We start from the raw sequence: 25373 nt of genomic DNA, 5'->3' as shown, positions 1-25373 counted from the left end.
CTATCTTGACCCAGCATGAGACCCAATTTTTTTACAAATAGCAGCCCTAAATCAAAATATCCAGATCGGCAGTATCAAAAATATTTATTGACTGCTCTTATCTTATTGTCTACTTGTCTTTTTTCAAAAACACTACTCGATCTAAATATCTTCTTGTCAACAGGTCGGATGGTTAGCACTCAAGATTGGGTGGATTTAATGTTTGCTAAGAAAGAAAAAATGGCATTAGCTGCTCCGCTCGATCGACCGAAAATTCTAATAATATCAGGTAGCAATAGTTTATTTGGATTGTCAGCAAAAACAATCTCGCAAGAAACTAGATTAACAACAATTAATCTAGGTTCACATGCTGGACTAGGTGGAGCTTATATTCTGAGTAGAGCGGAAAAGCTAATTAGGAAAGGAGATATTATTATATTGCCACTGGAGTATGAATTTTACTCTTCGTCAGGTATTTCTGATGACTTTAAAAAAGGTGATATACTTGCTCGGTTTATGATTTCTTACGACAGAAATTCTCTCGAAAAAATATCAGCAACGTCGATTGTAAATTTCTTTTTTAGTAATGTATTTTCAGGGAATGGTAAGAAAGAATACATGAGCTACTTTCGTAGAAACTTGAATAAAAAAGACATCTTAGACAGACTCCAGCAACAGCAGTTAGATGGTGGATGTTACAGTGGCTATACTTTTAATCAATATGGAGATGAGACTTGTAACATGGAATCTGAAGATGCTCAGGTGAATCAGGCTGTTATCAAAACAGCTATGCCAAGGTCGATTTCAAATATCGATCCTGGTGGTTATATTCGGCAATTTGTGAAGTTGGCAACAAATAAGGGAGCAAAAATAGTTCCGCTCTATCCAGTATCAACTTATACAGATAGTTATCAAGATTTAGCATTTAAGAAATCTGCTCAAGAAATTAAAAAATACTGGACAGATCTGGGGATTGATTTTCAGGATTCATTGATGGATTCTCTTTTACCTCCAAACCTGATGTTTAATGCAAATTACCATCCTAATAATGCTGGAAGAGAAAAGAGAACAAGAAGTATTATTCCTTCGATTAAGAATCATACAAACAGTGTCCAGGAGCGATCGTAATGCTGTTCAACTCAATTGATTTTATCTTTATTTATCTACCGATCGCCTTATGTGGTTTCTGGCTGGCTAGCATCTTCCAAAATCGCTCTATAGTCATTGGTTGGCTAGTTTTGATTTCACTGATCTTTTATTCGATCTGGAGTTATCAGTTCCTACTCCTATTGTTATTCAGTGTTGCTATCAACTGGGCGATCGGCATAGCACTTTCACATCAGCGTAGAAATCTCCCCGACGGTGCGAAAATGAATGCCGCAGTCAAGTTATTGCTAATCCTCGGTATTATCTTCGATCTGAGCTTTCTTGGTTATTTTAAGTACGTTAACTTCTTCATTGATACAGTTAATACTTTTGGATTCAGATTGGAGCTACTCGATGGTCTTGTGCTGCCATTGGGGATCTCTTTCTATACTTTCGAGCAGATGAGCTATTTAGTAGGTATTGCCAAAGGAGAAGTTAAGTCATACAGCTTACCGCGCTTTTTGCTGTTCGTTACCTTCTTTCCCCATCTGATTGCTGGTCCGATCCTAAACGCTAATGAATTGAATTACCAACTTCAAAAATTCAACTACCGGCTCGATTATCGCAATCTTGCTGTCGGTTTCACTATATTTGCCTTCGGACTATTCAAAAAAACGGCGATCGCTGATTCTGTGGCTGTTTTTGCTACACCAATTTTTATAGCTGCTGAGCGCGGAGAGTCAATTAGCTTCCTTCTTGCTTGGCAAGCCGCCATTGCTTACACGCTCCAACTCTATTTTGATTTTTCCGGTTACAGCGATATGGCGATCGGATTATCAAATATGTTTAATATCAAGCTGCCGATGAACTTCTTTTCTCCTTACCAAGCTGTCGGAATCGGTGATTTTTGGCGGCGTTGGCACATTAGCCTCGGTCGATTTTTACGTGACTATCTCTATATTCCGTTGGGTGGTAGCCGCAATGGTGAGTTACGTACCTACATCAACCTATCACTCACCATGTTACTGGGGGGACTGTGGCATGGGGCGAGCTGGACTTTTATTGTCTGGGGCGGGCTGCATGGAATTTACCTATGTATCGATCGTGGCTGGCAAAAATTTCTTAAACATAGAGGTCTGGTGTTTGAGTCTGGATATCATTACTGGTTAGCTCGGATGCTAACTTTCTTGGCAGTAATTGTTTCCTGGGTCATATTTCGAGCTGAAACTTTGAACGGTGCTAGTCACATGTTGATGGGCTTGTTTGGTGGCAATGGCTTAATGCTGCCGGAGATGTTTGCAGATAGATTTAGTATGCTCCGTGGCATTGGAATTGAGTTTGGAACGCTAAATTATCATAGTGGCATCCAAGGATCTTTGTTGCTATTGCTGATACTGAGTGTTGCACTTTTCTTACCCAACCTTTATCAGTTCACGATGCGTGAGCCTGCGGCTCTCGATATCTACAAAAACCTCAACGGTCAGCAGCCAGCTTGGTACGCTTGGCAACCAACTTTTGGTTATGCTTTGCTGACATTTGGCATCTTTGTTATTTCCCTAGGCTTCTGCAATCAAGCCAGTGAGTTTCTATATTTCCAGTTCTAAAAGATGGTAAGATTTTATGTAATTTAGCTAATTGAGCGTAAATTTAAATTAAATTTTGCTTATAAAAATAAATAAATAAATTTATTTTTAATTCAATAAAAATTTAGGACACTTAAGTTATGAATCAACCATTGGTCAGTATCCTCATCAACAATTATAACTACGGTTCTTATCTTAATGCAGCAATCGATAGCTCTTTAAATCAAACCTATCTTAACACAGAGATTATCGTAGTAGACGATGGTTCTACAGATAGTTCACAGGAGATTATTAGAAGTTATGGAGATAAGATTAAACCTGTGTTCAAGCCTAACGGTGGACAAGCATCAGCATTTAATGCAGGCTTTGTAAAAAGTAGTGGAAATATTATTTGTTTTCTTGATTCTGACGACATTTTTCTGCCAACTAAAGTAGAAGAGGTCATTAGAGTATTTGCTAAATTTAATGATATTGACTGGGTTTTTCATCCGCTTTTTTCCATGCAAACAGACGAACTAAAAAAAGATATCTTGAACCCATTGTTTGAATGCAAATCTCAGTTATTAACCATTGAAGAGATTGATTTTAGAGATTCGATGAGAGCTGGTGAACTCCCTCGATTTGTTCCACAGACATCTGCGTTCAGTTTCTCTCGCAAAATTCTTAAGCAGATTTTTCCAATTCCAGAAGACAGAAAAACTTATCTAGGAGATACATATCTGGCTATGGCTTGCGTGTCTCAAAGTAAAGGATGCGTTATTGACAAAAAAATATCAATCTATAGATTGCATGGTGATAATGCGTATTCAAATAAGGAAATAATCAAGTCTAGAGAAACCTTTATGAAATTACATCTTGTCACAGGATATTGGTTGCGAACTAATTTTTCCGACTTATCAAGGTATACTAATAAATTCTTCTCAAAAGGATTAGCATGTTTCTGGCTTAGTAAAAATCCTCATGCACGGTATAAAGAGTTTATTAAAAACTATTTTGCTTATTTGTCTACATTAGAGAAGATTCTTGTTATTATGTTGTCTGCATACTATTTTCAAAAAACTCTTTTAAGGAAAAGCCTGCCATGAAAAAAAATCAGCATCCAGAAAACAAACGAATAGATACGGCAATATAGAATGCCTCGCAAGGTGTTTATATGTATGCAAAAGTATTAACATTTCTCTGCTTAATTATCTATACAACTACACATGCATGATATTCGTATTGCTTGGCTGTTGCCAGTAGCCTGGTTTTATTGGCAACCTGCGATTGCCGAATTGACAAAGTTTTTTCCCAACACAACCGTATTCACTGGTCTATTTCCAGGGTTTGCCAAAGGATTAGAAGGAGGACTTAAAGTTGAAGTAGTCGGCGAATTCAAAGTGATCGAGATTGCTAAAGATGAAAATAGCTACGGTGATAACTTTACCTATCTATCGCCCAAAATTATCGGACACCTACTCAAACTTAGACCACAAGTCATTTTTTCTAGTTCGTTTGGGATCTGGACAATGATTGCTTTGCTGCTCAAGCCCTTATTTTGGTGGCGAGTAATCATTGCTTATGAAGGCTGTTCGCCAGGAGTTGACTACCGCAATTCAGCCGCAAGGTTATTTGTCAGGCGGCTAATGATTTGGATGGCTGATGCTTACATTACTAACAGTAATGCTGGCAGTGAGTACCTCATTGAGATCTTGAAAGCCAAAAAAGAGTTGGTGTTTGTCCAACCTTATGAAATTCCAGACGAGCACACATTGCCAGCTATTGCTGAAGGCGAACAGCTAGAACAACTAAATTTGCCGCCACATCAGCCAGTCTTTTTATTTGTAGGTCAGATTATTCCCCGCAAGGGTTTACCGCTGTTGCTACAAGCTTGTAGCCTATTGCAAGCCAGAGGCTACCAACAATTCACCCTTCTAGTTGTCGGAAATGGCCCCCAGCAGCAAGAATTAGAGACTTTTTGTCAGGAGCACCACCTGAGCGATCGCGTGCGATGGGCAGGCAGAGTGAACTTCGATAAGATCGGCACTTATTTTCACAACGCTGATGTTTTTGTCTTGCCAACATTGGAAGATACTTGGGGCGTGGTGACGCTCGAAGCGATGTTACTGGGGAAACCAATCCTGTGCTCTAGCGGTGCTGGGACATCAGAACTGGTAGTCTCTGGGGAAAATGGTTATGTCTTCACACCCGAAGATCCCGATAAGCTAGCCGATCTGATGCAGCTATTCCTGGACGATCCCACCTTAATTCTAGCGATGGGAGCGCGATCTCAGCAGATTATGGCTCAGTACACCCCATTGGCGGCAGCGCAATGTATGGCTGAAGTTGCAGAATTGGTAATGGCTAATCGAGCCGATCTACCAGCCTCAATCTAATTAACTAACCAAAAAAGGAAAGTGGTGTAATGAGCGCATTAAAGTTGTCCATCCTAACGCACTCGCTTAATGGCGGAGCGTTTACGAATATCTGTCCCTCACTCATGCGGGGATTTCAGGAATTAGGAGTAGATTGTGAGTTAGTGCTTTTACATGCAACTGCTGAAGAGTTAGCTCGATATCCAGATTTACGCATCGTCTCACTGAATGTAAAACGCACATCTTTTTCGCTGTGGGCAACTGTCCGTTACTTACGAGAACATCAGCCAGATATCATGATCTCTATGCCATGGTATTTCAATATTGTCGCTATTTGGGCGAAATATCTCTCGGGAGCCAAGACTAAAGTAATCATTGGAGAGCAAAATATTATTAGTTTAGAAGCTAGCATCGAGCATCGAGACAAACTGCATCTGCGATTATTGCCAATTCTAATGCGCTATACCTATCCGTATGGTGATGGTTTGGTGGGAGTTGCTAAAGATGTCATTACTGATTTGGTTGAGGATCTCAACATTAATGTTAAGATTCCAGCCCAGGTGATTTTCAATCCGAGCAACCCGCCGCGCCTAGCAAAACTCGCGCAAGAGTCGATCGACCATCCTTGGTTCCAGAACGCAGACATTCCAGTCATAGTCACAGCCGCTCGATTGGCAAAGCAAAAACAGCTAGATAATTTACTCAGAGCATTTGCGCGGGTGGTCGAGGAGACTCCTGCAAGACTGATAATTCTGGGAGAGGGGCCATTGAGAGCAGAGCTAGAACATCTGTGCCAAGAGCTAGGTATTGCCGAATTAGTGTGGATGCCCGGTTACGATCCAAATCCTTATCGATATATGGCTCGGTGCGATCTATTTGTCTTAGCTTCTGCATGGGAAGGTAGTCCAGTCGCATTACAGGAGGCGATGGCATGTGGAGCAGCAGCACTGGTTACCGATGCACCAGGTGGCATGAAAGACATTGTGGAGTATGGCAAGTATGGCATAATGGTACCGACCAACGATACTGATGCTTTGGCTCAAGGAATCCTGCAAATACTCACCCAACCTGAATTAAAAGAGCGGTTTCGCCAACAATCAAAGCTACGATCGCAAGAATTTAATTACTTAAATATTAGTAAACAGTACCTAGAATTTTGTCAATCCATACTCTCACCTGCCCAGCCAGAAGTCTTGAATCACTATTAAGAAGTGCGGATCGGCTGCTGAGGGTTTGCAAATGCGAAAAGCGGCTCGCACTCTGGATGTTTCCTCCAGAGTGCGAGCCAAGACAGTTACTATTTATGGCAGATCCAAGCATTTTTAGTTGCGCGTTGTCTAAACGCCGAAAATGGATCGTGAACGTTTAAACTTTGTAGAGGATATTATTATGTCTATGCTTCTAAATATTGGTTGTGGTACTGTTTATCACAAAAAGTGGGTAAATATAGACTTAAATTCAAACTCGTCAGATGTAATCCAACACGACTTAAGTAAGGGCTTGCCTTTTGAATCTAACAGCTTTGATGCTTGTTATAGTTCTCATGTTCTTGAACACTTAAGGAAACTAGAAGCTGATTTCTTTATCAAAGAGCAGAAAAGAATTCTACGAAAAGACGGGATTGTCAGAATTGTCGTCCCAGATCTCGAAACCATTTGCAGAAACTACATTAGATACTTGGATGAATTAGTTTCGGGTGATTTATCACATGAATTTAGATATGATTACTCTTTACTTGAGCTGTACGACCAAACTACTAGAGACAACCCTGGAGGTGAGCTGTTAAAGCTTTGGTCATCTCAAAATATTACTGACTTAGATTATGTTGTAGCAAGGCATGGTAAAGAAGCTTTAGATCATATTCAAAAAGTAAGTTCAGATAATATCTCTAGTTATAAAATGAGGCTGATGAAGCTACTAACTAATTTAAGGGAAGTTCGTAAAGCTAGTATTAAAATGAGATCGAAATTAGCAGAATTATCAGTTTCGTTTTTTGCAGGTGAAAAAATGGCTCTATCTTTCCGCAATGGTGCTTTCAGAGATTCAGGTGAAATACATCGCGTCATGTACGATCGATATAGTCTTCAGCGACTTCTTTCAAATCATGGTTTTATTAAGATAGCTATTTGCCAGCCCACTCAAAGCAGTATTCTTGATTTTAATCAATACCAACTTGATAGTTTTGAAGGAAAAACAAGAAAACCTGATTCGCTATTCATTGAGGCGGTAAAAGCCTAAAGTCTCAAATTTTTAACAATGAAAATAATTAGCTAACGTGGATGGTTAAGACGATTAATAACAAACTCAATCAAATTAAGTTTTTTGTTTGTGAATTCAATCGAACTTGGAAACTTTTAAATGTTATCACTTTAGTTATTGACTTTTCTAATAAGTATAAAGAGCCATAAAAAAGTTTAATATTCTATTCTCAGCATGAGGAAAACCTATAACTATGAAAGTTTTACTATCAGCCTATGCCTGCGAACCAGGTCGAGGTACAGAACCAGGCGTAGGTTGGAATACTGCCTGGGAAATTGCCAAATACCACGAAGTTTGGATCTTAACCCGTCCCGATGACGGCAAAGAGGCGATCGAAGCCGAACTTCAGCGCAACCCCAATCCCAATCTTCACTTTGTGTATTTTACGCTGCCTATTTTAGGATCTTTGTGGCGACAAGGGGGTTCGATCGCCTTCCTAATTCACTACTATTTATGGCAGATCCAGGCATTTTTTGTCGCTCGTCGCTTACATGCCGAGATTGGCTTTGAACTCTCACATCACGTCACTTTTGTTAAGTACTCCGTTCCCAGTTTTCTTGCTCTGCTACCAATTCCGTTTATTTTTGGGCCAGTTGGTGGAGCCGAATCGGCCCCTACAGCATTTGCTCAAGATTTTCGATGGAGAGGGAAAATTCATGAATTTTTACGGGGGTTGTCTCAATGGTTTGGTGAGAGGGATCCATTCACTCAAATGACCGTTCGCCGTAGCGTTCTCAGTTGGGCAACGACTCCAGAAACCGCTGAACGTCTGGTCAAAATGGGTGCAAGTCGTGTTGAAGTGCTTTCCCAGGTAGGCTTGTTACCTGAAGAAGTAACTCGGATGGAGCAGTTCCCTTTATCAGATTGTGCCCCGCTCCGATTTATTAGTATTGGCAGATTACTACATTGGAAGGGGTTTGACTTAGGTCTACGAGCATTTGCTCAAGCTAACTTACCAAAAGAGGCGCAGTATTGGCTAATTGGTAGTGGTTCGGAGCAGGACTATCTACAACAGCTAGTAGTAGATCTAGGTATTGCAGATCGAGTTAAGTTTTTAGCTCAGATGCCCCGACAAGAACTTTTCTTAAATTTGGGCACTTGTACGGCACTGGTTCATCCTAGTCTGCATGAGTCAGGTGGCTTTGTGTGTCTGGAGGCGATGGCAGCAGGGCGACCCGTGATTTGTTTGAATTTGGGAGGACCAGCCGTTCAAGTAACCGAAGAAACTGGTTTTAAAATCCCTGCGCTATCTCCAACGCAAGTAATTACGGGATTAGCTAAGGCTATGAGCATTCTTGCTAATGACCCCGAACTACGCTTGTCAATGGGTCGAGCTGGTCAACAGCGAGTTAAGGAATTCTATAACTGGGAAGTGCGGGGTCATCAAATGTGCCAATTGTATGACAACGTAGTTAAAGCAAGGCTGATTCAGCCGGAGTCGATCGCTTGATGAGAGTTTTAACCGTCCATAATAACTACCGAGAACCGGGCGGCGAAGAGCAAATTTTTACCTCTGAGTCTGCCTTGCTGGAATCCAAGGGGAATGAGGTCGTTAGATATACCCTTGACAATGAAAGTATCTCTACTGACAATCCCTTACTTTTAGGCAAAAATACTCTATGGAACAGTAAAGTCTATCGAGAGTTGAGATCGCTAATCCGCCAAAATCGGCCTCAAATTGCCCACTTTCACAACACTTTTCCATTGATTTCCCCATCGGCTTATTATGCCGCCAAAGACGAAGGTGTGGCCGTTGTCCAAACCTTGCATAATTATCGACTACTGTGTCCCAACGCCCTATTTTTTCGAGAAGGTCGCGTCTGCGAAGATTGCTTGGGTCGAGTCATCCCTTTACCAGGGATAGTGCATGGGTGTTATCGCGGTAATCGCCGCGATAGTGCGATGGTGGCGTTAACAACCAGCTTTCACACTATGTTAGGAACTTGGACTAATGCGGTAGATAAGTTCATTGTCATCAGCCAGTTTGCCATGAACAAGTTTATTCAAGGCGGGCTACCTGCCGAAAAGCTCGCCTTAAAAAGTAACTTTTTACATCCCGTACCTCCACCCGGTGAAGGTACGGGTGGCTATGCAGTATATGTGGGGCGGCTATCGATCGAGAAAGGTCTAGGGGTACTGCTAGAAGCTTGGCGACAACTGGAGCACAAGATCCCACTCAAAATCTTAGGCGACGGGCCGATGGCGGGGCTGGTGACTGAAGCCGTAAAAGAAATGCCCGAAATTGAGTGGTTGGGACGTAGACCCTCGCACGAAGTCTATGAAATTGTTGGAAATGCATCTTTTTTGGTGTTTCCATCTGAGTGGTATGAGACATTCGGTCAAGTCGCGATCGAAGCTTTTGCTAAAGGTACACCAGTGGTCGCCTCCAACATCGGGGCGGTCCCCGAACTGGTGAGTGTGGAGCGGAGCGGATTACTGTTCCGTCCGAGCGACCCAACCGATCTGGCAGCCAAAATCGATTGGCTACTGGCACATCCCCTCAAACTGGCTCAAATGCGGCTTACAGCTCGATCTGAATTTGAATCCAAGTACACTGCCGACAACAATTATCAACGGCTAATTGAAATTTACCAGTCCGCGATGGCAGTGTAAAAAATTAGAATCAGTAAATCATCATGCGTGCAAATACCTTATTTCAGCTCCAGCATCTCCGTTTTAATAATCTTTATCCTCTCTATCATCTAATCAATCGGTTCGTTAACAAAATATTAAGCCTCCCGTCCGATCTGGCTTGTCTGATTAATAGTAACGATTGGTTCGAGAGATGGATACTGTTACCTCGATATCAACAGTGGCGCGATCGACACCAAGAACATCTACCAAAGCTCGAGGCTAGCGAACTAGCTATTGTTGAGCAACTGGAGCAGGAAGGTATTTGCATCACATCATTAGAGGTTTTGGCGATTCCTGATAGTCAAAAACTCTTGGACGCTGCCGAGCCGATTACCAAAGAACTTGCCCAACTGTCACGCTCTCATAGTCATGCTGGCAAACACACATTGATGGCAAATGCAGATCTCTTATTAAAACACCCTGAAATTCTTGAATGGGGACTTTCAAAGCGAATTCTCAAAATTGTCGAATGCTATCTAGGCTTACCTGTCGGTTATGGTGGCTTATCCTTTTACTATAGCGTGGCCGATGGTAGAGATGCAGGTCCTCGGATTTGGCACCGTGACAAGGAAGACTGGCGAATGATCAAAGTTGCCGTTTACTTAAACGATGTTGATGAATCCGGCGGTCCCTATCAGTGCGTCACTTCGGTCAAGAATAGGTGGCTATTGGAAACTCTCCCCAGATACAAGGGATTGACTCATTCCGAAATGCAACAGATGCTAAACAACACATCCACTAATTGGTTTGTCTCTTGTGTTGGTAAAGCTGGAACAGTGATTTTCACTGACACTTCACGCTACTATCATCGCGGAAAGCCGCCGATCCACACCGATCGATCGGCGATATTTTTTCACTATTTTAGCTACCGTCCCAAAAATCCTTTCTTCTGCGATCGATCGCCCCTTTCGAGTAGGCAAATTGTCGAATTCGATAAGCAGTTGCCACCAGAGCTTCAAGGTTATCTCACTTGGAGAGACAAATACCCAATTATTGGTCGATACATTCCTAAAAATTACATGAGGGTTGATAATTGGTAAGTTAATATGATGCCGATCGCTACATTCTGTATTTGCATCGACGAAATAGCAATATTTGCACTTGCATTTTTAACAACTTGTCTAATTGCGGCGATCGGTTTGTCAATTTTCAATATTCATGTCTTTTTGTCTAAAAACTCACCGATCGAGGCAGAGGTATTAGTTGTGGAAGGATGGTTGCCAGACTATGCACTCCAGTCAGCAGCCATGGAATTCAAAGATGGTGCTTATCATAAACTGATTACTATTGGCGGTACAATTCCCAGGGGGTCTTATCTATCAGAATATGCAAACTTTGCGGAACTCTCTGCGGCAACTTTAATTGCGCTAGGGGTCGATCCCCAACACCTGACAATAGTTGCCGATCTCAGTCAGTCGCCCGATCGCACTGCTAGCTCTGCGGCAATCCTGGCTCGCTGGTTAGCAACTTCCGAACTAGAAGTAACAGCAATAAATCTGTTTTCTTTTGGTGCTCATGCCCGTCGGAGTTGGCTACTTTTTAAAGATATTCTCGAACCGGAGATACATATCGGGATTGTCTCCTGCGAACCATTAAACTACGATCCGAAAAGTTGGTGGCATTCTAGTGAAGGGGTGCGGACGGTCATTTCCGAACTCCTCGCTTACTTGTATGTCCGCATCTTCAATTTTTAGGTAACTAAACCTACGCAGTCTTTCACCTTCAGCGATATTCACATATTAGCTATTCTGCTGAAATAATTAAAATATCATGAAACATGTTTCGATCTATAATGATATATACATCAATATTTTATTACAGCAATTTGCGATCGCGGTAAATCAAAATCACTAAAAATGTCTAATTCAAATATCATTGTCTTTAATGGTAGACTACTTTCCGCATCCGAAACTTTTATCCGCGCGCAGGGAGAGGGACTACAAAAATTCACTCCTTATTATGTTGGGGCGCGGAGAGTTCGAGGGCTATCTTTACCACCAGAGCGTACCCTCGTTGTGAACCAGGGTAGTGCCCCTGGGGTTGTCGAGGAAGTGCTGTTTAAAATATATGGATTTGCACCAAAATTCTATAAAAAAATACAAAAACTCAATCCGGTTTTAATTCATGCTCATTTTGGAGTATGTGGTGCTTTAGCCTTACCATTAAAAGCTAAACTCAATGTGCCAATGGTGGTTACTTTTCATGGACTCGATGCTACGATGACCGATAGTTATGCTCGAAAAAATTCTTTAAGCACGAGAATTTATCTCAAGCGACGTGAAGCTCTAAAATGTGAAGCGACTTTATTTATAGGCGTTTCTGAGTTCATCAAACAAAGATTAATAGCACAGGGTTTTCCCTCAGAAAAAGTAATCACTCATGCGCTGGGAGTTGACATCGAGCAATTTCAATCCGAGCCAGCAAAATTGTCGCGCCAGCCGATCGTTCTGTTTGTAGGACGGTTCTCAGAAAAGAAAGGGTGTGAATATCTGATTCGAGCGATGGCTGAAGTCCAAAAAGTTGCAACCGAAATCGAACTAATTCTAATTGGTGATGGAGAGCTAAGACCCGAACTAGAAGTATTAGCCTCTAAACTCCTCTGTCGCTACCAATTTTTGGGATTTCAACCACAATCCGTAGTCAAAAGTTGGATGGATCGATCGATGTTGTTAGTCGTGCCTAGTGTTACTGCGGCTAACGGAGATTCCGAAGGACTGCCGACTGTGGTCGTAGAAGCCCAAGCCATGGGGTTACCTGTGGTGGCTTCAAATCATGCAGGTATTCCGCAAGCTGTAATTCACGGCGAAACAGGTTTTCTGACCGCCGAGCGAGATATTGCTGGATTAGCAGAATCGATCTTGCGGTTGCTTGAAGATCCCGAACTTTGGCAGCGGTTCAGTCTCAATGGTAAAGAGCATGTTCAAAAAAACTTTAATCTGGAAAAACAAACAAGAATTTTAGAGAACATCTACGAATCTGTACTAGAGAATAAGGCTCTTAAGTAGAAAAAAATGAAAGATCGATTACGTATTTTGAGTATTCACAATAACTATAAAATTCGTGGAGGTGAAGATGAGTCTCGTGAATCGGAAGAAAGATTACTAAAGGAAATGGGGCATGAAGTCGATTTCTATGAAGAGAGTAATAACCGAATTGACGATCTCAATTTAGCTCAGTTGGCTCTAAAAACTGTGTGGTCTCAAGAGTCCTACCAGGCAGTTCGACAAAAACTCAAGCAAAACCGTTACGATTCGATCCATGTCCAGAATTTTTTCCCGTTGATTTCTCCCTCAGTCTATTACGCAGCTAAAGCAGAGGACGTACCTGTGATTCAAACGCTGCGAAACTATCGGCTGATTTGCCCAAATGGACTGTTTTTTCGAGATGGTCGCGTCTGTGAGGATTGCTTGGGAAAATCGATACCTTACCCAGGAATTATCCATGCTTGCTATCGAGAGAATCGCGGTGCAACGGCGGCAACTGTTGCGATGTTGACCTTACATCGCACGATCGGCACTTGGTTCGATCGAGTCAATTTATTTATTACCCTGAGTGAGTTTGCCCGTCAGAAATTTATCGAGGCAGGTTTTCCCGCCGATAAAATGATTGTTAAGCCTAATTTTGTCCACCCCGATCCAGGAGTTGGCAGCGGGAGTGGTGGCTATGCTTTGTATGTTGGTAGACTCTCAGTCGAAAAGGGCTTGGATGTCCTGCTATCTGCTTGGGAACGTCTGAGTGATAAAGTTCCTTTGAAGATTGTTGGGGAGGGTCCATTAGCAGAACTGGTGATGGACGCGATCGAGCGAATGCCACACATCGAGTGGCTGGGAAAAAGACCCATTGCAGAGGTGCATCGGTTGATGGGCGAGGCGATGTTTTTGATTTTCCCATCAAAATGGTATGAAACTTTCGGTCGGGTGGCGATCGAAGCATTTGCCAAAGGAACACCTGTAATTGCATCTAATATCGGGGCGATCGCCGAGCTGATCGATCCTTATCAAACCGGACTGTGTTTTAACCCTAGCGATCCTCAAGACTTGGCTGAAAAAGTTGAATGGTGTTTGAACCATCCCAACTCAGTCCTAGAAATGCGCGCTCGCGCCCGCGCTGAATATGAAGCTAAGTATACAGCTACCCAAAATTACCAACAGTTAATCGAAATTTATCAGCGTCTGAGCTAAAATTCGATCGTTATTCATCAACACACCCAATTGTGCTGTAGAGCTGCGCTAATAGGTAACCTTTGTGTTGCCAACTATAAACCTCCTTCACCCGCTCTCGTCCGGCCTGACTCATGCTCGCCAATAACTCCCGATCCCCAGCTAATTGAGTCATCGCCGCTGCCAAACCAGCCACTGCGAGATCGGGTGTTTGAGCCGAAATTTTAAAACCAGTTTCTGTGGTTACTTGAGTTGCTGGACCTCCCAAATTCAAGCAGATCGGGGGGCGACCTGCTGCCATAGCTTCTAAGCAGACCCAGCCCCCAGAGTCATGCAAACTCGGATGAAGTAATACAGTAGATTCGGCTAGTTTTTGTAAAGTGTCCTGCCGTGGGAGGCGACCCCAGAATTTTACTCGATCTTCGATCCCCAAGCTTACCACCAAGGCTTCTAATCGCTGTTTTTCAACACCATCGCCTAAAATCCAATACTCGCTATTAGGAATATTTGCGCGAGCAAAGGCACGAATGCCTAAATGCAGTCCTTTCCAATGCAGCAGTCTTGCCATACTGATAAAGCGGATGTTGGATCGATCGATCGGTAATGGAATTTGAGCTAACTGCTCGATTTCGACCTCGGACAAGCCTGATTCTGGAAAAATCTCGACATCTTTCGCACCCATTTGACGCAACCGAGTGGCTGTCTCCTCCGTTGTCGCGCGTACCAGGATACTTCGTCGAGCAGTCAACCGCGTAAAGGGATCGAGTTCCCCGATCCGGTGCGCTAAACTACGGGTCAACTCATAAACTTTTCCCCGCCAGCTAAAATCTTCCCAAAAAGCTTTAGGGGCTGACTCGCCACCACCAACTGTCCCCCAGATAAACGGCACGGGCAGGAGCGCGAGAAAACTAGGCGATGAATACCTCACATAAGTAACGTGATGTACTATGTCAAAATTTATTTCTTTATGTAAATTACGGGCTACCATGTATGCAGCAATTTGCCATGCGTAGTAATGCAAATGAACTAACTTGTAATTGTAGTTTAGCCTTTGAACGAGGAGAGGGGGATCGCAATAGATAAAATGCAATCCCGGCAAAGGATCGCGGGTTAATGCTAATTCGATCGATGTCCGGTTATCCGATCGCGTCAGTACCCAAAGATCGTGATACTCGACCAACTCTCGAACGACATTCCAACCAACTCCAGGTTCGGAACCTTCTCCGGGTCTACAAGCATAAGCAGATATTAGAACTTTTAATCGTTTCACTGTTCTAAACAAAAGAAAGTTAATTTACTCACAAACTCAGCTATCAATTTTGAGAATCATAGACCCTTCATCCGATCGGCTTTATTCTCCATCAGTCAAACATAGATACAGACAAAGTATCGCTCGAACGATACATTAATTTATTATCTAATCTTATCAAAAATTTCAGTCAAATAATTCCGCATAAAAGCCGATCTTTGAACAAATTTGTACTTACGACTTTTAATCTTCGATCGAAGGACGTGTTGTTAATTTATCTAAATTGTCAAACATGAAAGTTTCAATAATTGTCAAATTATTAATTCTAGGTGCAATTTCGATCTTGCCACTGGGTTTTGTCTCTGCGAGCAAGCAAAACAGACAATACAAACTCAATAAAACTAATAAAATCGATCGCCATCGGGAGAATATTGTTTTCCCAGCAGATGCTGGCGTACTCAATGTCAAGAACTTTGGGGCCAAGGGAGATGGTATGACCGACGACACAGCCGCAATTCAATCTTTACTAAATGCTCACCCCAACGGTGGGCGGATTATTTATCTGCCCAATGGCACCTACTTGGTCTCCCAAACGATCGTCTGGCCACCAGGTACACCGGGCAAAGGCAACGAATATAAGAATACCATCCTGCAAGGACAGAGCCAGAGCGGTGTAACTATCAAGCTCAAAGACAGTGCGGCAGGCTTTACGATCGCCACTACCCCCAAAGCAGTTATTTTCACGGGTCCCGCTCCTGCCCAGCGATTTGGTAACTCGATTCGCAATCTCACTGTCGATACGGGAACTAATAATCCTGGAGCGATCGGCATTCAGTTTAACGCCAATAATCAAGGATCGCTCCGCAACGTCACCATTCAATCTCAGGATGGGCAGGGTATTAATGGTCTAGACATGAATTTTGCCGATGAAATCGGCCCCCTCCTAGTCAAGAACCTGACCGTAATCGGATTTCAGTATGGGATCAGAACTGGCTTTCGGATTAACAGTCAAACACTTGAAAACATTTCGCTTCAAAATCAGAGCGTTTATGGTTTATATAATACAGGTCAGATCGTCAATATTCGCGGTTTAAAAAGTGATAATACTGTCACCGCTATTTACAACGCTGGTGGGCGAATGACTTTGCTGGATTCTGCTTTGAACGGTACTGGTGCAGCTTCGCGTCAACCAGCAATTCGCAGCGATTTCCCGCTCGACCTGCTTGTCCGCAACCTCAAAACATCAGGCTATCAAGTCGCAATTCAGAATCAGGATCGGCCTCAAGTCGGTGCGACGATCGCTGAGTTTATATCTTCTGGAGGAACCATAAATCAGTTCCCATCACCACGGCAAACACTCAATCTGCCAATTAAAGAAACTCCTGATGTTCCTTGGGATAATCCAGCTCAAACTGCTTGGGCGAATGTCGGCTCCTTCGGGGCGATTCCTGGTGATGGGAAAGATGATACAGCCGCGATCCAGGCTGCCATTGATTCGGGGAAGACTACCGTTTACTTGCCTGTTGGAGTCTATCATTTAAACAAGACGATCTTAATTCGTAACAATGTCCGGCGGATAGTTGGTACAGAGGCGATCGTTGAGGTCCCAAAGACAGTTAATCCTGGCTTTAAAGTCATTGGTGGGAAAAATCCGATCGTCGTGTTCGAGCGCATCGGCAGTGGTTACAATCCCACTACAACTTTAGAAAATGCTTCGTCACGAACGCTGGTTATTCGCGACGCTACGAATGTATCTGGTAACATGACAGGATCGGGAGATGTATTTATCGAAAATGTGGTCTCCAACCCTTGGCAAACCTGGACATTTAATCGACAAAACGTGTGGGCTAGACAGTTTAACGTCGAAAATACAGGCACTCACATCACCAATAACGGTGGGAAACTATGGATTTTGGGACTAAAAACCGAGCGGGGTGGCACGCTTATCGATACGAAAGGTGGTGGTAAAACTGAGTTGCTAGGCGGTTTGGCTTATAGCACGACAGTCGGCCCAGATGGAACGCAGAACTATCCGATGTTTATCAATAATGATTCTTCCATCTCAATTACCTTGGGAGAAGTTAATCATGGTGGTAGTCCAAATTATACAACCTATGTCAGGGAAATAAGGGGTAAGCTCGTCCGCGATCTAACTGGTAGCAGTTTGCCCAATTATGTAGGTAGTGGCAAACAGATCCCACTTTATGTTGGATATCCGATCGAAAAATAGGCGAGAGCGGGATTTCCCGACAACTTAGTACTCGATAAAGGCGTCAAGTTGTGAAGATCGTACGATCGGCTTTATAGCTGAATTGTCGCACAAATAGGTATTCAAATTGTTAAAATTGACGAGTGTCAACTCCGAGTAATAACTTAGAGATAGAAATACTTAACGGCTGTTGCGATCGAGATCGGCTCGTGTTGAGAAGTTGCTCACTACAGATTGTATCTAAGGATACATTTTGACAAGTATTTCAACCTGCTTGGACTTTTTAGGGTTAGTTATAAATGAGTATTGTCGTAAAACCGGGTGAAGATAATGGGCAGGAAAGTCATCTAAATCGGCAATCGCACAGCGGTATGCTCAATGCCGATACACTCGGTACTAACTCCGATGAAGGTGGTTTAGATTTCAGTCAAGTTTTTGGTGCGATCCAGAGACGGATTCGGATCGTCATTGCAATCACTATCCTCGCCACCGGGGCCACGATCGTCTGGAATCGCACTCGACCGCCTGCGTATGAAGGCAGCTTCAAAGTATTGATCGAGCCAGTTACCGTAGAGGGTCAAGTAGTTTCTGCGGTAACTGGCACTCGGGCAAGTGTTGAAGCCCAAGATTTAGACGGTGCCCATTCTTCAAAAACTACATTAGATTATCCAACTCAAATCCAATTACTTCTAAGCAGTAAAATTTTACTTCCTGTAGCTACCAAACTTAAACCCACTTATCCACAAATTTCTTACGAAAAACTCAAGGCATCTCTAACAATTGGTCGCCTTAAAGACACAACAGAAACTAAAATTCTGGAAGTCCGATATGCCTCTCGATCGGAAAATGAGACAAAACAGGTACTAAATCTCGTTTCTAATGCATATATCCAATATAGCTTGAGCGAACGCCAAACAAATGTGCGTCGAGCGATTAAATTTGTAGACGACCAACTACCCAACGTCAAAACTCAAGTCAGCTATTTAGAGTCAGCATTACAGAATTTTCGCGAAAAAAATCAGCTAATCGATCCAACTACATTAGGATCTCAACTTGGCGTTCAAATGAGCAACACCAAGCAAGAGCAACAAACAACGCAAGTAGAGTTAGCCAAAGCCAAACAACTCTATCGCTCTTTGGAACAGCAGCTTCAACTTCAGCCAAAAAGTGCTGAAGCAGCTTCAGTGCTGAGTGAGGCTCCTGGATATCAACAATTGGTCAAACAAATTCAGGACATTGATGTGGAATTAGAGGGTCTATCGGCTGAATTGACAGACGAGCATCCGAAAATAATTTCGCTGCGGGAAAAAAGAAAAAAATTGCTGCCGCTATTACAGGCAAAATCCGATAGCCTCTTGGGTAGCAACCTATCTCAGAGTACTCCCAACGCCCAATCTCTGCCCTATCAAAATGCACTGCGTCAAGATCTGAGCAAGCAGTTTATCGCTGTTGCTACCCAAGTGAAAGTTTTGGAAGCCAAGCTCAAAAGTCTAAATGAAGCAAGTCAAATCCTAGCTACCGAAACAGGTAAGCTACCAATCATCTCTCGTCAATATGAAAATCTGCAAAGACAATTAAAGATTGCCACAGAACAACTAAGCAAGTTTCTGCAAAAACGTGAAGAGTTGATGATCAATGCAGCTCGTCAAGAAGTACCATGGGAGATAATTGCAGCTCCTTCAGTTGGCGCGGTATCATCTTCTGGATTATTAAAGGATGTAGTTTTAGGCTCGATTCTTGGCTTGCTGATCGGGAGTGGGGCTGCTTTAGTTGTCGATAAAATGAATGATGTTATTTATTCAATTAAAGACTTGCGAGAAGAAATCAATATTGCTATTTTGGGATTAATTCCGCAGCGAGAAGATGAACGGAAGGCCCTCAAACATGCTAATTCTAGAAAAGACAAAGGGATACTTCCCCCGCTGAGTGAAGACGATGAGATCGTCCATCACTACCGATTCTCGCCATTCATTGAGTCCTTCCGCGCCCTAAATTCACAACTGCGCCTCCTCAATCCGGATCTGCCGATTCGATCGCTAGTTGTGAGTTCGGCATTACCCAATGAGGGTAAAACAACTATCGCCATCCAACTCGCTCAAGCGGCGGCGGCCATGGGTCAGCGGGTATTATTAGTTAATGCCGATCTGCGCAAGCCCAGTTTGCAAAATCTAGTAGATCGACACCATAATAGAGAGACACTAGAGGGCCTGACAGATGTAATTGCTGGAACGACGAAGCTAATGGATACAGTACAACTCTTACCTGGGGAGACAAACTTATTCGTGCTCCTGGCAGGTTCTGTGACTTTAGATCCGACTAGTATTTTAAGTTCAAAAAAAATGCAGGAGCTAGTCCAGAATTGCGAGCATAATTTCGATCTAGTAATCTATGATACCGTACCGCTGAATTTTGCAGATTCACTACTATTAATCCCCCAAACTGATGGACTTTTAATGGTTACCAGGCTTGGCAAAGTTCACCGCGAAGCCTTGAGAAATGCATTAAGAACCTTGGAAGTCTCTAAAGTTGCAGTTTTGGGTACGGTTGTGAATATGGTTGACGATCCGGGGATCGTGGCGAACTACGGGCAGAATTCAACAAAACGGAAAGTGCGGTCGTAGCGCAGCCTTACCGCTAAACGTTCCTCGCTCCCTCCCCATCAAAATTACCTAGATTTACGCCGTAGACCACTAGATACCGATCTATCTGTGGTCAAAATTGTGTTGCGTCAATTAGCTGAGGTTGAAAGTATTTTCGCGGAGATAATATAGGTGTAAAGCCAGCCAAAAATCGATCGTATGTTTGACGATCGTTAGTGCAAATCGGCTGGTAGATGTATTTCTAACATCTACTTACACACCAAATTTATTTACACCTAAATTGTAAGGATCGATCGGATCGTGGTTAAAAAATTTCCTGACAGACAACAGCAACTAGCAATAGCTGGAGCGACGGATTATCTATCAGCCGCAAGAGTTTTTATCGATTTATTTCCTGCTGAAGGCCAAGATTTCTTTCGATATAACTATCTTTATGGACGTAATAATCAACCCCAATATCTAGCATATAGATGGTTAAAAGCAAAGCGTTTGAGTTCCACGATCGCAAGTTTCAAAGTCAATCCCTAATTAAGTGAATAGAGATCGGTGGATAAACGAACGAATTGCCTATTGCTTGAGTGGGCAGGGAGTAAGTTGCCAAGTGACGATCGAGTTATCGAATAGCAGTAGGCTGATGTCAGACCATTTGGGATGGGGAATTATCGCTCGGATCGTATTCGATTGTCAGGAGATCGGGCTGGCAACATTTGTTTATCTGCGCTTGAATACCTTGGGCGAGTTCGCTCTGGAGATCTTCCAAGTAGCCAGAGACTGCCGTTTCAGCTTCCCAGATCCGATCGAATGGGCCAAAATAATAGGTACATTTGGGCTGTGCGGTAAAAATTTCGATCCACCAAGCTGGAGTGCAATAATCTCGGGCGTTAGATATCAGAGATTTGTAGTTGTCGCTGTCCATAAGAACGAGCCTCTTTCGATCGACTAGTTGTCTGACAATGGTACCGCCATTAGATGAAGAACTTGTGAAGAAAGATCGAGCTACAGAATGTAGTAAAAAGTGGTATTGCTGATTTAATGTATGATTCCTTGTTTTCATACACTCTCTAACTTTTCATACATCAATTCAGCAACGCCCAATCTAATTTTACAGAAAACCTAGTTGCGAAGCTAGGGAATCCCCGCCGTTCACGGCGAGGAGTAGTCAAAAGCGACAGCCTATGACACCCCGCTCAGTTTGTAGTTTTGTTACCTGTTGTGGATAGGGGAGAGGGCAATACGGTTCGGTTAGTGATTTGGTCAGCGGTTGAAACCGCCGCTTATGATGCAAAGTCCGCTGTCTTGTCGCGCTAAACCCTCGGCAAAGCCGAGGAGCGCGCGTCGCCTACGCGGACTAATATATTTGCTTAACCGAACCGTATTGGGGAAGAGGGGATTCGGCTGGTGCAAGATGTGAGATTACAAATCAGGCAATAATAATTGGCGTAAGATGTTTACTTGCTCTAGGATTTGACGATGCCGATCGGGCTGGAACGGTTGTTCGGATTGGAGTGCAGCCTCGATCGCCATCAAGGCGGCTTGAATTTTGACCCGATCGGCTAGCTGGATGCGAGCGGTTGCCACTTGTTGCTGCTTGCGATCGGTTTTCAATCGTTGCACCTGCTGACGCTCCAGCAAATTGGTAATCCGGGCGATAATTTCTGGCCCGATTACAGGCTTGGTGGCAAAATCATCCGCCCCGATCGCAAACACTTGTTGAATTAAGGTCGGTTCGGTGTGCGCAGTCAGCACAATAATCGGTAAATGCGACCACTCTGGGCGATCGCGGATCGATCGACACACATCTAAGCCGCCTACGAGCGGCATTTCTACATCTAAAATCAGTAGATCTGGCTGGGTAATGGGCAACACCTCCCATAATTTTTGGGAGTCGGCTAAAGTCGTCACGCGATAACCCCACGGGACTAATAAAGCGCGTAAAATTGCCAAAATCTTCAGATCGTCATCGACTGCCAAAATATGAGTCTGACTGGACTCGGCCTCAGCAATGGCTCGCTCGATCGACTCGATCGGATCGACGTTCCCCAAGGGATCGACTGGCTGCAAAGTCCCCAATTGCCGGATCGCTGGGTGCAAACTAGCAGCAGTCAGGGCAATGACCGGAATCGGCGGAACTTGTTTGTTGACTTCGACTAATAGCCGCAAAACTTCCTCCGTCCGGTCGAGCGCATCTGGCGTCAACACGATACTGCGAATGCGATACTGTTGCAATTGCGAACGAGCGGCGGCGATCGTCGGCACGATTTGCACGAGCCAGTCTCGTGTTGACGCCAGAGATTGGATGCGCTCGCCTTGTGGATCTGCGGCTGAGACTAACAGAATATCCAGCTTCAACTCCGATTCAAAACCTGGGAGATTGGCGACAGGTGCCGATCTCTCTAACTCTTCTCGCAGAGCTGTGACGATCGAGTATAGCAATCGTCCGCGATCGGCTCTCCAATCTTGTGGCTCGCCTAATAACTTTTCAATTTGACGAGCCAATTCCGAACTCAGGGAAAAGCCAAATGTACCGAGCGAGCCAGTCAGCGAGTGGGCGATCTGCTTACCGCGCTCTTGCCAATCGGGTAGAACCTCTCGATCTAAAACTTTCTGGGCTAATTGCTCTAAGGTAGCGACTTGCTCGGATACTTGTCCTTTGAATTTTTCCCAAGCCTCAGTCAGTAGAGGCGTCCCTGGTGCTTCGAGGGGTTTGAGTCGATAACCAATGCCATAAACCGTTTCGATAAAATCGGCTGCGGCACCAGCGGCTCTAAGTTTGTGTCGCAATCCTTTAATATGGGTGCGGATAGTGTCTTCACTGGGACTGTCTTCCGACCACAGGCGATCGAGAATGGCACTACAGCTAAATACCCGCTTGCTATTGCGTAAAAAAAGTTCTAGTAAGGAGTATTCTTTTGGCGTTAAGGGGACTAATCGCTCGTCAAAGGTGACAGTGGTACTCACTGGATCGAGTTGTAAACTGCCCCAGGTCAAAATCGGAAGTGTAGAATCGTGCGAGCGGCGCAATAGTGCCCTAATTCTCGCGAGTAATTCGTTGCGATCGAACGGTTTGCCCAAATAATCATCAGCCCCAGCATCTAGTCCCCGCGTGCGATCTGCTGGCGAATCTAGCGCAGTCAGTAGTAAAATCGGGACGCTATTGCCTCGGGCGCGAATCTCGCGACAGACACTCACCCCATCTTTTTTGGGTAAGGTCACATCCAGCAGGATCGCATCATATGCGTAAGCATCGCTCAGGTCGAGACCTACTTGGCCGTCGCTAGCCAAATCGATGGTGTATTTGTGAGTCTCTAAAAGAGTCTCGATGAGGAAAGCAATGGCCGGATCGTCCTCAACCACTAGAATTCTCATAAACTCATCTCCCGAATACTGTCGATCGATCGTGCCATAGGTATGCCAGTATTGAAAGAGGATGATGTTTCTGGTTTTGAAATTTGGTGTTGCTGTATTATAGGTATAAAAAGCTAGAGATGGGAGTGGGGGGCAGGGAGCGATTCGCGCACGCCCTTAGTTAAGCGAATCAAGACAAGACAACGGGGATAACAGAGTGCAACAAGGGTAGATCCGATCTCAACTCTGCCCGCTTTAAGGATGTTGCGATGATGCTGGTGGCTGAATCACGATCGTCGAACAAGGTGCGTGATGCAAGACATAGTTACTCGTGCTACCAACCAAAATTTCACTCAAAATCGATTGTCGATCTCTTCTGCCCATCACAATAGAGTCTGCCGACCAACTTTTGGCTACTTCGCAAATTATGCGTCCAGCATCACCAAAGTTTTGCGAAACTTCGGCTTCGATCCCGCGCGATCGTGCCTGTTGCGCGCAAGCCTGGAGTCGTTCGATCCCGTTGCTTTCGTATTCTTTCCACTCTTTGGCATACTGTTCGATGGCCAGATCGTTGACAATGGGGAACATCCCACCCACTAATGGACTAAAACCAGATGGTAGAGATGGATTGATGACATGCAAAAGTAAGACCTGGGATTCAAACTTCTCCGCTAAGGTTAGTCCCGCTGCTAGTACTAATTCGGACTCATCAGAATCGGCAATGGTAATTAAGATTTTTTGATACATATAGACGCGCTCTCAACTATAAAATAATCGATTTTAAAACCGGACTGTCGAGGGTCGATCCCTTGGGCAGATGCTGCTATCGTTCTTTTTAGCCATTTATAGCGATCTAATTCAATTCTAAGACATTGAGATCGAAATCGCTCGATAGTTAACGATCTTTAAAATATTTTTATTAGCAATACTCTCAGAAAGATTGCACTTTTGACCCGATCGAGTTAATTGAATTATTAACGATCGAACCCACCTCCTTAGATTCATAAATTTAAAATTTCACGATCGAGTCGCTCGACTTCACAACTTCCTCATCTTTGTTTGTTTTAATGGTGGGTGAAGTCAAGGTGACGATCGAGAGTTTTACAACGGTATGACCTCTGGCTGCTCGGATTGAGATCGATTCAGCACAATTAACTTGAGTAAACTTTATGAAAACTCATCTAGATCCCGCGCCAACGTGTAAAAATTGTCTTTTTTTCCAACCAGAAGGTCACTATCAAGGTAAATGCCAGCGACTTCACGCTAGTGTCAGAAGCGAGTGGGTAGCCTGCAACCTCGCACTCTCAGCCTTCGGTGCTGCTGCCCAGCCCGTGCTTGCTGCCTGATATTCGGACAGCTAGAACTGCGATCTTCAACGGTGACTTCCGGCAGATCGGGCATGACGCTCGACATTGTGCGAGCATTTAGATTCGGAGGAGATCGTGATTTTTGGGATTAGTTTTGCTGGAGCGGGTTTCAAGATTCGATCGGCAACGGCTCCAGACCCACAAATTGCCGTTGGCGGAGCCGCGCCGAGAGGTAATCGATCGACTTAAACTATTTCAGTTAGAGGGTTCATTAATGGAGCGGGCTATTCAAGTCGGAGATAGAGTAGTAAAAAACCCCAAGACTTGGCAACCAAACGATTTCGATGCGTGGGGTCGCGGGCAAGGTATTGGCATCGTGGTCGAGCCGCCGTTCCCGCTCGATCCGAGTGAGGTCGATGTCCGCTGGTCGGGCGGACGATGCTTTGAGGCGGTCGCGGGCTTGCTATCTGCCCAACCAGACAGACCAAACCTCGATATCGCTCGTAATTATTCCGCTTAAATCGATCCACAAGTTGGCAAGTGTCCTCGATTGTAGTCGATTCTCTGGCACAGACACTTCGCGAACGGTTAATAGTTTGGACTATCCA

Annotated in this window: 21 protein-coding genes; 17 read left to right on the top strand and 4 right to left on the bottom strand. The window is 43.9% G+C overall.

Annotation, left to right across the window (positions count from 1 at the left end; genetic code table 11):
* The first annotated feature begins 15 nt into the window (after positions 1-15).
* From CHA6605_RS28770 to CHA6605_RS28715, 12 genes are all read left to right on the top strand, one after another.
* Positions 16-1107: a hypothetical protein gene (locus CHA6605_RS28770; protein ID WP_015162868.1), complete on the top strand. Its 1092-nt coding sequence runs from the start codon at positions 16-18 to the stop codon at positions 1105-1107.
* Positions 1107-2669, top strand: a complete 1563-nt coding sequence (locus CHA6605_RS28765) for an MBOAT family O-acyltransferase (RefSeq protein WP_015162867.1) — start codon at positions 1107-1109, stop codon at positions 2667-2669. Before CHA6605_RS28770 ends, CHA6605_RS28765 begins: the two co-directional genes overlap by 1 nt.
* 119 nt (positions 2670-2788) lie before the next feature.
* Complete coding sequence (locus tag CHA6605_RS28760) at positions 2789-3733, top strand: glycosyltransferase family 2 protein (protein WP_015162866.1); 945 nt, start codon at positions 2789-2791, stop codon at positions 3731-3733.
* Between the two features lie 120 nt (positions 3734-3853).
* Positions 3854-5023 (top strand): glycosyltransferase family 4 protein, encoded by a 1170-nt coding sequence (locus CHA6605_RS28755; RefSeq protein WP_015162865.1) that lies wholly within the window; start codon positions 3854-3856, stop codon positions 5021-5023.
* Between the two features lie 29 nt (positions 5024-5052).
* Complete coding sequence (locus tag CHA6605_RS28750; protein ID WP_015162864.1) at positions 5053-6210, top strand: glycosyltransferase; 1158 nt, start codon at positions 5053-5055, stop codon at positions 6208-6210.
* Positions 6211-6352: 142 nt separating this feature from the next.
* Positions 6353-7240, top strand: a complete 888-nt coding sequence (locus CHA6605_RS28745) for a class I SAM-dependent methyltransferase (RefSeq protein WP_015162863.1) — start codon at positions 6353-6355, stop codon at positions 7238-7240.
* A gap of 214 nt (positions 7241-7454) precedes the next feature.
* Positions 7455-8711, top strand: coding sequence for a glycosyltransferase family 4 protein (locus tag CHA6605_RS28740; protein ID WP_015162861.1), 1257 nt, complete (start codon positions 7455-7457; stop codon positions 8709-8711).
* A complete protein-coding gene (locus CHA6605_RS28735; protein WP_015162860.1) occupies positions 8711-9874 on the top strand; it encodes a glycosyltransferase in 1164 nt (387 codons plus the stop codon). Before CHA6605_RS28740 ends, CHA6605_RS28735 begins: the two co-directional genes overlap by 1 nt.
* A 23-nt stretch (positions 9875-9897) precedes the next feature.
* Positions 9898-10935, top strand: a complete 1038-nt coding sequence (locus tag CHA6605_RS28730; protein WP_015162859.1) for a phytanoyl-CoA dioxygenase family protein — start codon at positions 9898-9900, stop codon at positions 10933-10935.
* A gap of 6 nt (positions 10936-10941) precedes the next feature.
* A complete protein-coding gene (locus CHA6605_RS28725) occupies positions 10942-11589 on the top strand; it encodes an ElyC/SanA/YdcF family protein (RefSeq protein ID WP_015162858.1) in 648 nt (215 codons plus the stop codon).
* A gap of 162 nt (positions 11590-11751) precedes the next feature.
* The gene (locus tag CHA6605_RS28720) at positions 11752-12900 is read left to right on the top strand and encodes a glycosyltransferase (RefSeq protein ID WP_015162857.1); all 1149 of its coding nucleotides are present in this window, start codon (positions 11752-11754) and stop codon (positions 12898-12900) included.
* Positions 12901-12906: 6 nt separating this feature from the next.
* Positions 12907-14076, top strand: coding sequence for a glycosyltransferase family 4 protein (locus tag CHA6605_RS28715; RefSeq protein WP_015162856.1), 1170 nt, complete (start codon positions 12907-12909; stop codon positions 14074-14076).
* 10 nt (positions 14077-14086) lie between these two features.
* On the opposite strand, the gene CHA6605_RS28710 is transcribed toward CHA6605_RS28715, so the two are convergent.
* Positions 14087-15325 (bottom strand): glycosyltransferase family 4 protein, encoded by a 1239-nt coding sequence (locus CHA6605_RS28710; protein WP_015162855.1) that lies wholly within the window; start codon positions 15323-15325, stop codon positions 14087-14089.
* Positions 15326-15596: 271 nt separating this feature from the next.
* Here CHA6605_RS28710 and CHA6605_RS28705 point away from each other — a divergent pair, with 271 nt between their 5' ends.
* The 3 genes from CHA6605_RS28705 (at position 15597) to CHA6605_RS28695 (ending at position 20641) form a co-directional block, all read left to right on the top strand.
* Positions 15597-17534 carry a glycoside hydrolase family 55 protein gene (locus CHA6605_RS28705; RefSeq protein WP_015162854.1) on the top strand — a complete coding sequence of 646 codons (1938 nt, stop codon included), beginning with the start codon at positions 15597-15599 and terminating at the stop codon, positions 17532-17534.
* Between the two features lie 278 nt (positions 17535-17812).
* Positions 17813-20134, top strand: a complete 2322-nt coding sequence (locus CHA6605_RS28700; protein WP_015162853.1) for a GumC family protein — start codon at positions 17813-17815, stop codon at positions 20132-20134.
* 279 nt (positions 20135-20413) lie between these two features.
* Entirely contained in the window at positions 20414-20641 is a 228-nt protein-coding gene (locus tag CHA6605_RS28695; RefSeq protein ID WP_015162852.1) for a hypothetical protein, read from the top strand.
* Positions 20642-20750: 109 nt separating this feature from the next.
* On the opposite strand, the gene CHA6605_RS28690 is transcribed toward CHA6605_RS28695, so the two are convergent.
* From CHA6605_RS28690 to CHA6605_RS28680, 3 genes are all read right to left on the bottom strand, one after another.
* Positions 20751-21167 (bottom strand): DUF1816 domain-containing protein, encoded by a 417-nt coding sequence (locus tag CHA6605_RS28690; protein ID WP_232432151.1) that lies wholly within the window; start codon positions 21165-21167, stop codon positions 20751-20753.
* A gap of 359 nt (positions 21168-21526) precedes the next feature.
* Positions 21527-23479 carry a response regulator gene (locus CHA6605_RS28685; RefSeq protein WP_015162850.1) on the bottom strand — a complete coding sequence of 651 codons (1953 nt, stop codon included), beginning with the start codon at positions 23477-23479 and terminating at the stop codon, positions 21527-21529.
* Positions 23480-23713: 234 nt separating this feature from the next.
* Positions 23714-24205, bottom strand: a complete 492-nt coding sequence (locus CHA6605_RS28680; protein WP_015162849.1) for a universal stress protein — start codon at positions 24203-24205, stop codon at positions 23714-23716.
* Between the two features lie 422 nt (positions 24206-24627).
* Between CHA6605_RS28680 and CHA6605_RS34740 the strand changes: the two genes are divergently transcribed.
* Positions 24628-24804 carry a hypothetical protein gene (locus CHA6605_RS34740; RefSeq protein WP_015162848.1) on the top strand — a complete coding sequence of 59 codons (177 nt, stop codon included), beginning with the start codon at positions 24628-24630 and terminating at the stop codon, positions 24802-24804.
* Between the two features lie 103 nt (positions 24805-24907).
* A complete protein-coding gene (locus CHA6605_RS28675) occupies positions 24908-25285 on the top strand; it encodes a hypothetical protein (RefSeq protein ID WP_157260133.1) in 378 nt (125 codons plus the stop codon).
* The last annotated feature ends 88 nt before the right edge of the window (positions 25286-25373 follow it).

Origin of the sequence: Chamaesiphon minutus PCC 6605 (assembly GCF_000317145.1) — a bacterium.
Classification (GTDB): domain Bacteria; phylum Cyanobacteriota; class Cyanobacteriia; order Cyanobacteriales; family Chamaesiphonaceae; genus Chamaesiphon; species Chamaesiphon minutus.
The sequence above is the reverse complement of the archived record's forward strand: the minus strand, read 5'-3'. Positions and strand labels throughout refer to the sequence as shown.

Bases quoted from the DNA above. Each gene is read 5' to 3' on its own strand.
- CHA6605_RS28715 (WP_015162856.1), top strand. From the start codon at position 12,907: ATGAAAGATCGATTACGTATTTTGAGTATTCACAATAACTATAAAATT.
- CHA6605_RS28680 (WP_015162849.1), bottom strand. From the start codon at position 24,205: ATGTATCAAAAAATCTTAATTACCATTGCCGATTCTGATGAGTCCGAA.
- CHA6605_RS34740 (WP_015162848.1), top strand. From the start codon at position 24,628: ATGAAAACTCATCTAGATCCCGCGCCAACGTGTAAAAATTGTCTTTTT.
- CHA6605_RS28745 (WP_015162863.1), top strand. From the start codon at position 6,353: ATGGATCGTGAACGTTTAAACTTTGTAGAGGATATTATTATGTCTATG.
- CHA6605_RS28755 (WP_015162865.1), top strand. From the start codon at position 3,854: ATGCATGATATTCGTATTGCTTGGCTGTTGCCAGTAGCCTGGTTTTAT.
- CHA6605_RS28750 (WP_015162864.1), top strand. From the start codon at position 5,053: ATGAGCGCATTAAAGTTGTCCATCCTAACGCACTCGCTTAATGGCGGA.
- CHA6605_RS28770 (WP_015162868.1), top strand. From the start codon at position 16: ATGAGACCCAATTTTTTTACAAATAGCAGCCCTAAATCAAAATATCCA.
- CHA6605_RS28735 (WP_015162860.1), top strand. From the start codon at position 8,711: ATGAGAGTTTTAACCGTCCATAATAACTACCGAGAACCGGGCGGCGAA.
- CHA6605_RS28760 (WP_015162866.1), top strand. From the start codon at position 2,789: ATGAATCAACCATTGGTCAGTATCCTCATCAACAATTATAACTACGGT.
- CHA6605_RS28740 (WP_015162861.1), top strand. From the start codon at position 7,455: ATGAAAGTTTTACTATCAGCCTATGCCTGCGAACCAGGTCGAGGTACA.
- CHA6605_RS28700 (WP_015162853.1), top strand. From the start codon at position 17,813: ATGAGTATTGTCGTAAAACCGGGTGAAGATAATGGGCAGGAAAGTCAT.
- CHA6605_RS28720 (WP_015162857.1), top strand. From the start codon at position 11,752: ATGTCTAATTCAAATATCATTGTCTTTAATGGTAGACTACTTTCCGCA.
- CHA6605_RS28690 (WP_232432151.1), bottom strand. From the start codon at position 21,167: ATGAAAACAAGGAATCATACATTAAATCAGCAATACCACTTTTTACTA.
- CHA6605_RS28705 (WP_015162854.1), top strand. From the start codon at position 15,597: ATGAAAGTTTCAATAATTGTCAAATTATTAATTCTAGGTGCAATTTCG.
- CHA6605_RS28685 (WP_015162850.1), bottom strand. From the start codon at position 23,479: ATGAGAATTCTAGTGGTTGAGGACGATCCGGCCATTGCTTTCCTCATC.
- CHA6605_RS28725 (WP_015162858.1), top strand. From the start codon at position 10,942: ATGATGCCGATCGCTACATTCTGTATTTGCATCGACGAAATAGCAATA.
- CHA6605_RS28730 (WP_015162859.1), top strand. From the start codon at position 9,898: ATGCGTGCAAATACCTTATTTCAGCTCCAGCATCTCCGTTTTAATAAT.
- CHA6605_RS28765 (WP_015162867.1), top strand. From the start codon at position 1,107: ATGCTGTTCAACTCAATTGATTTTATCTTTATTTATCTACCGATCGCC.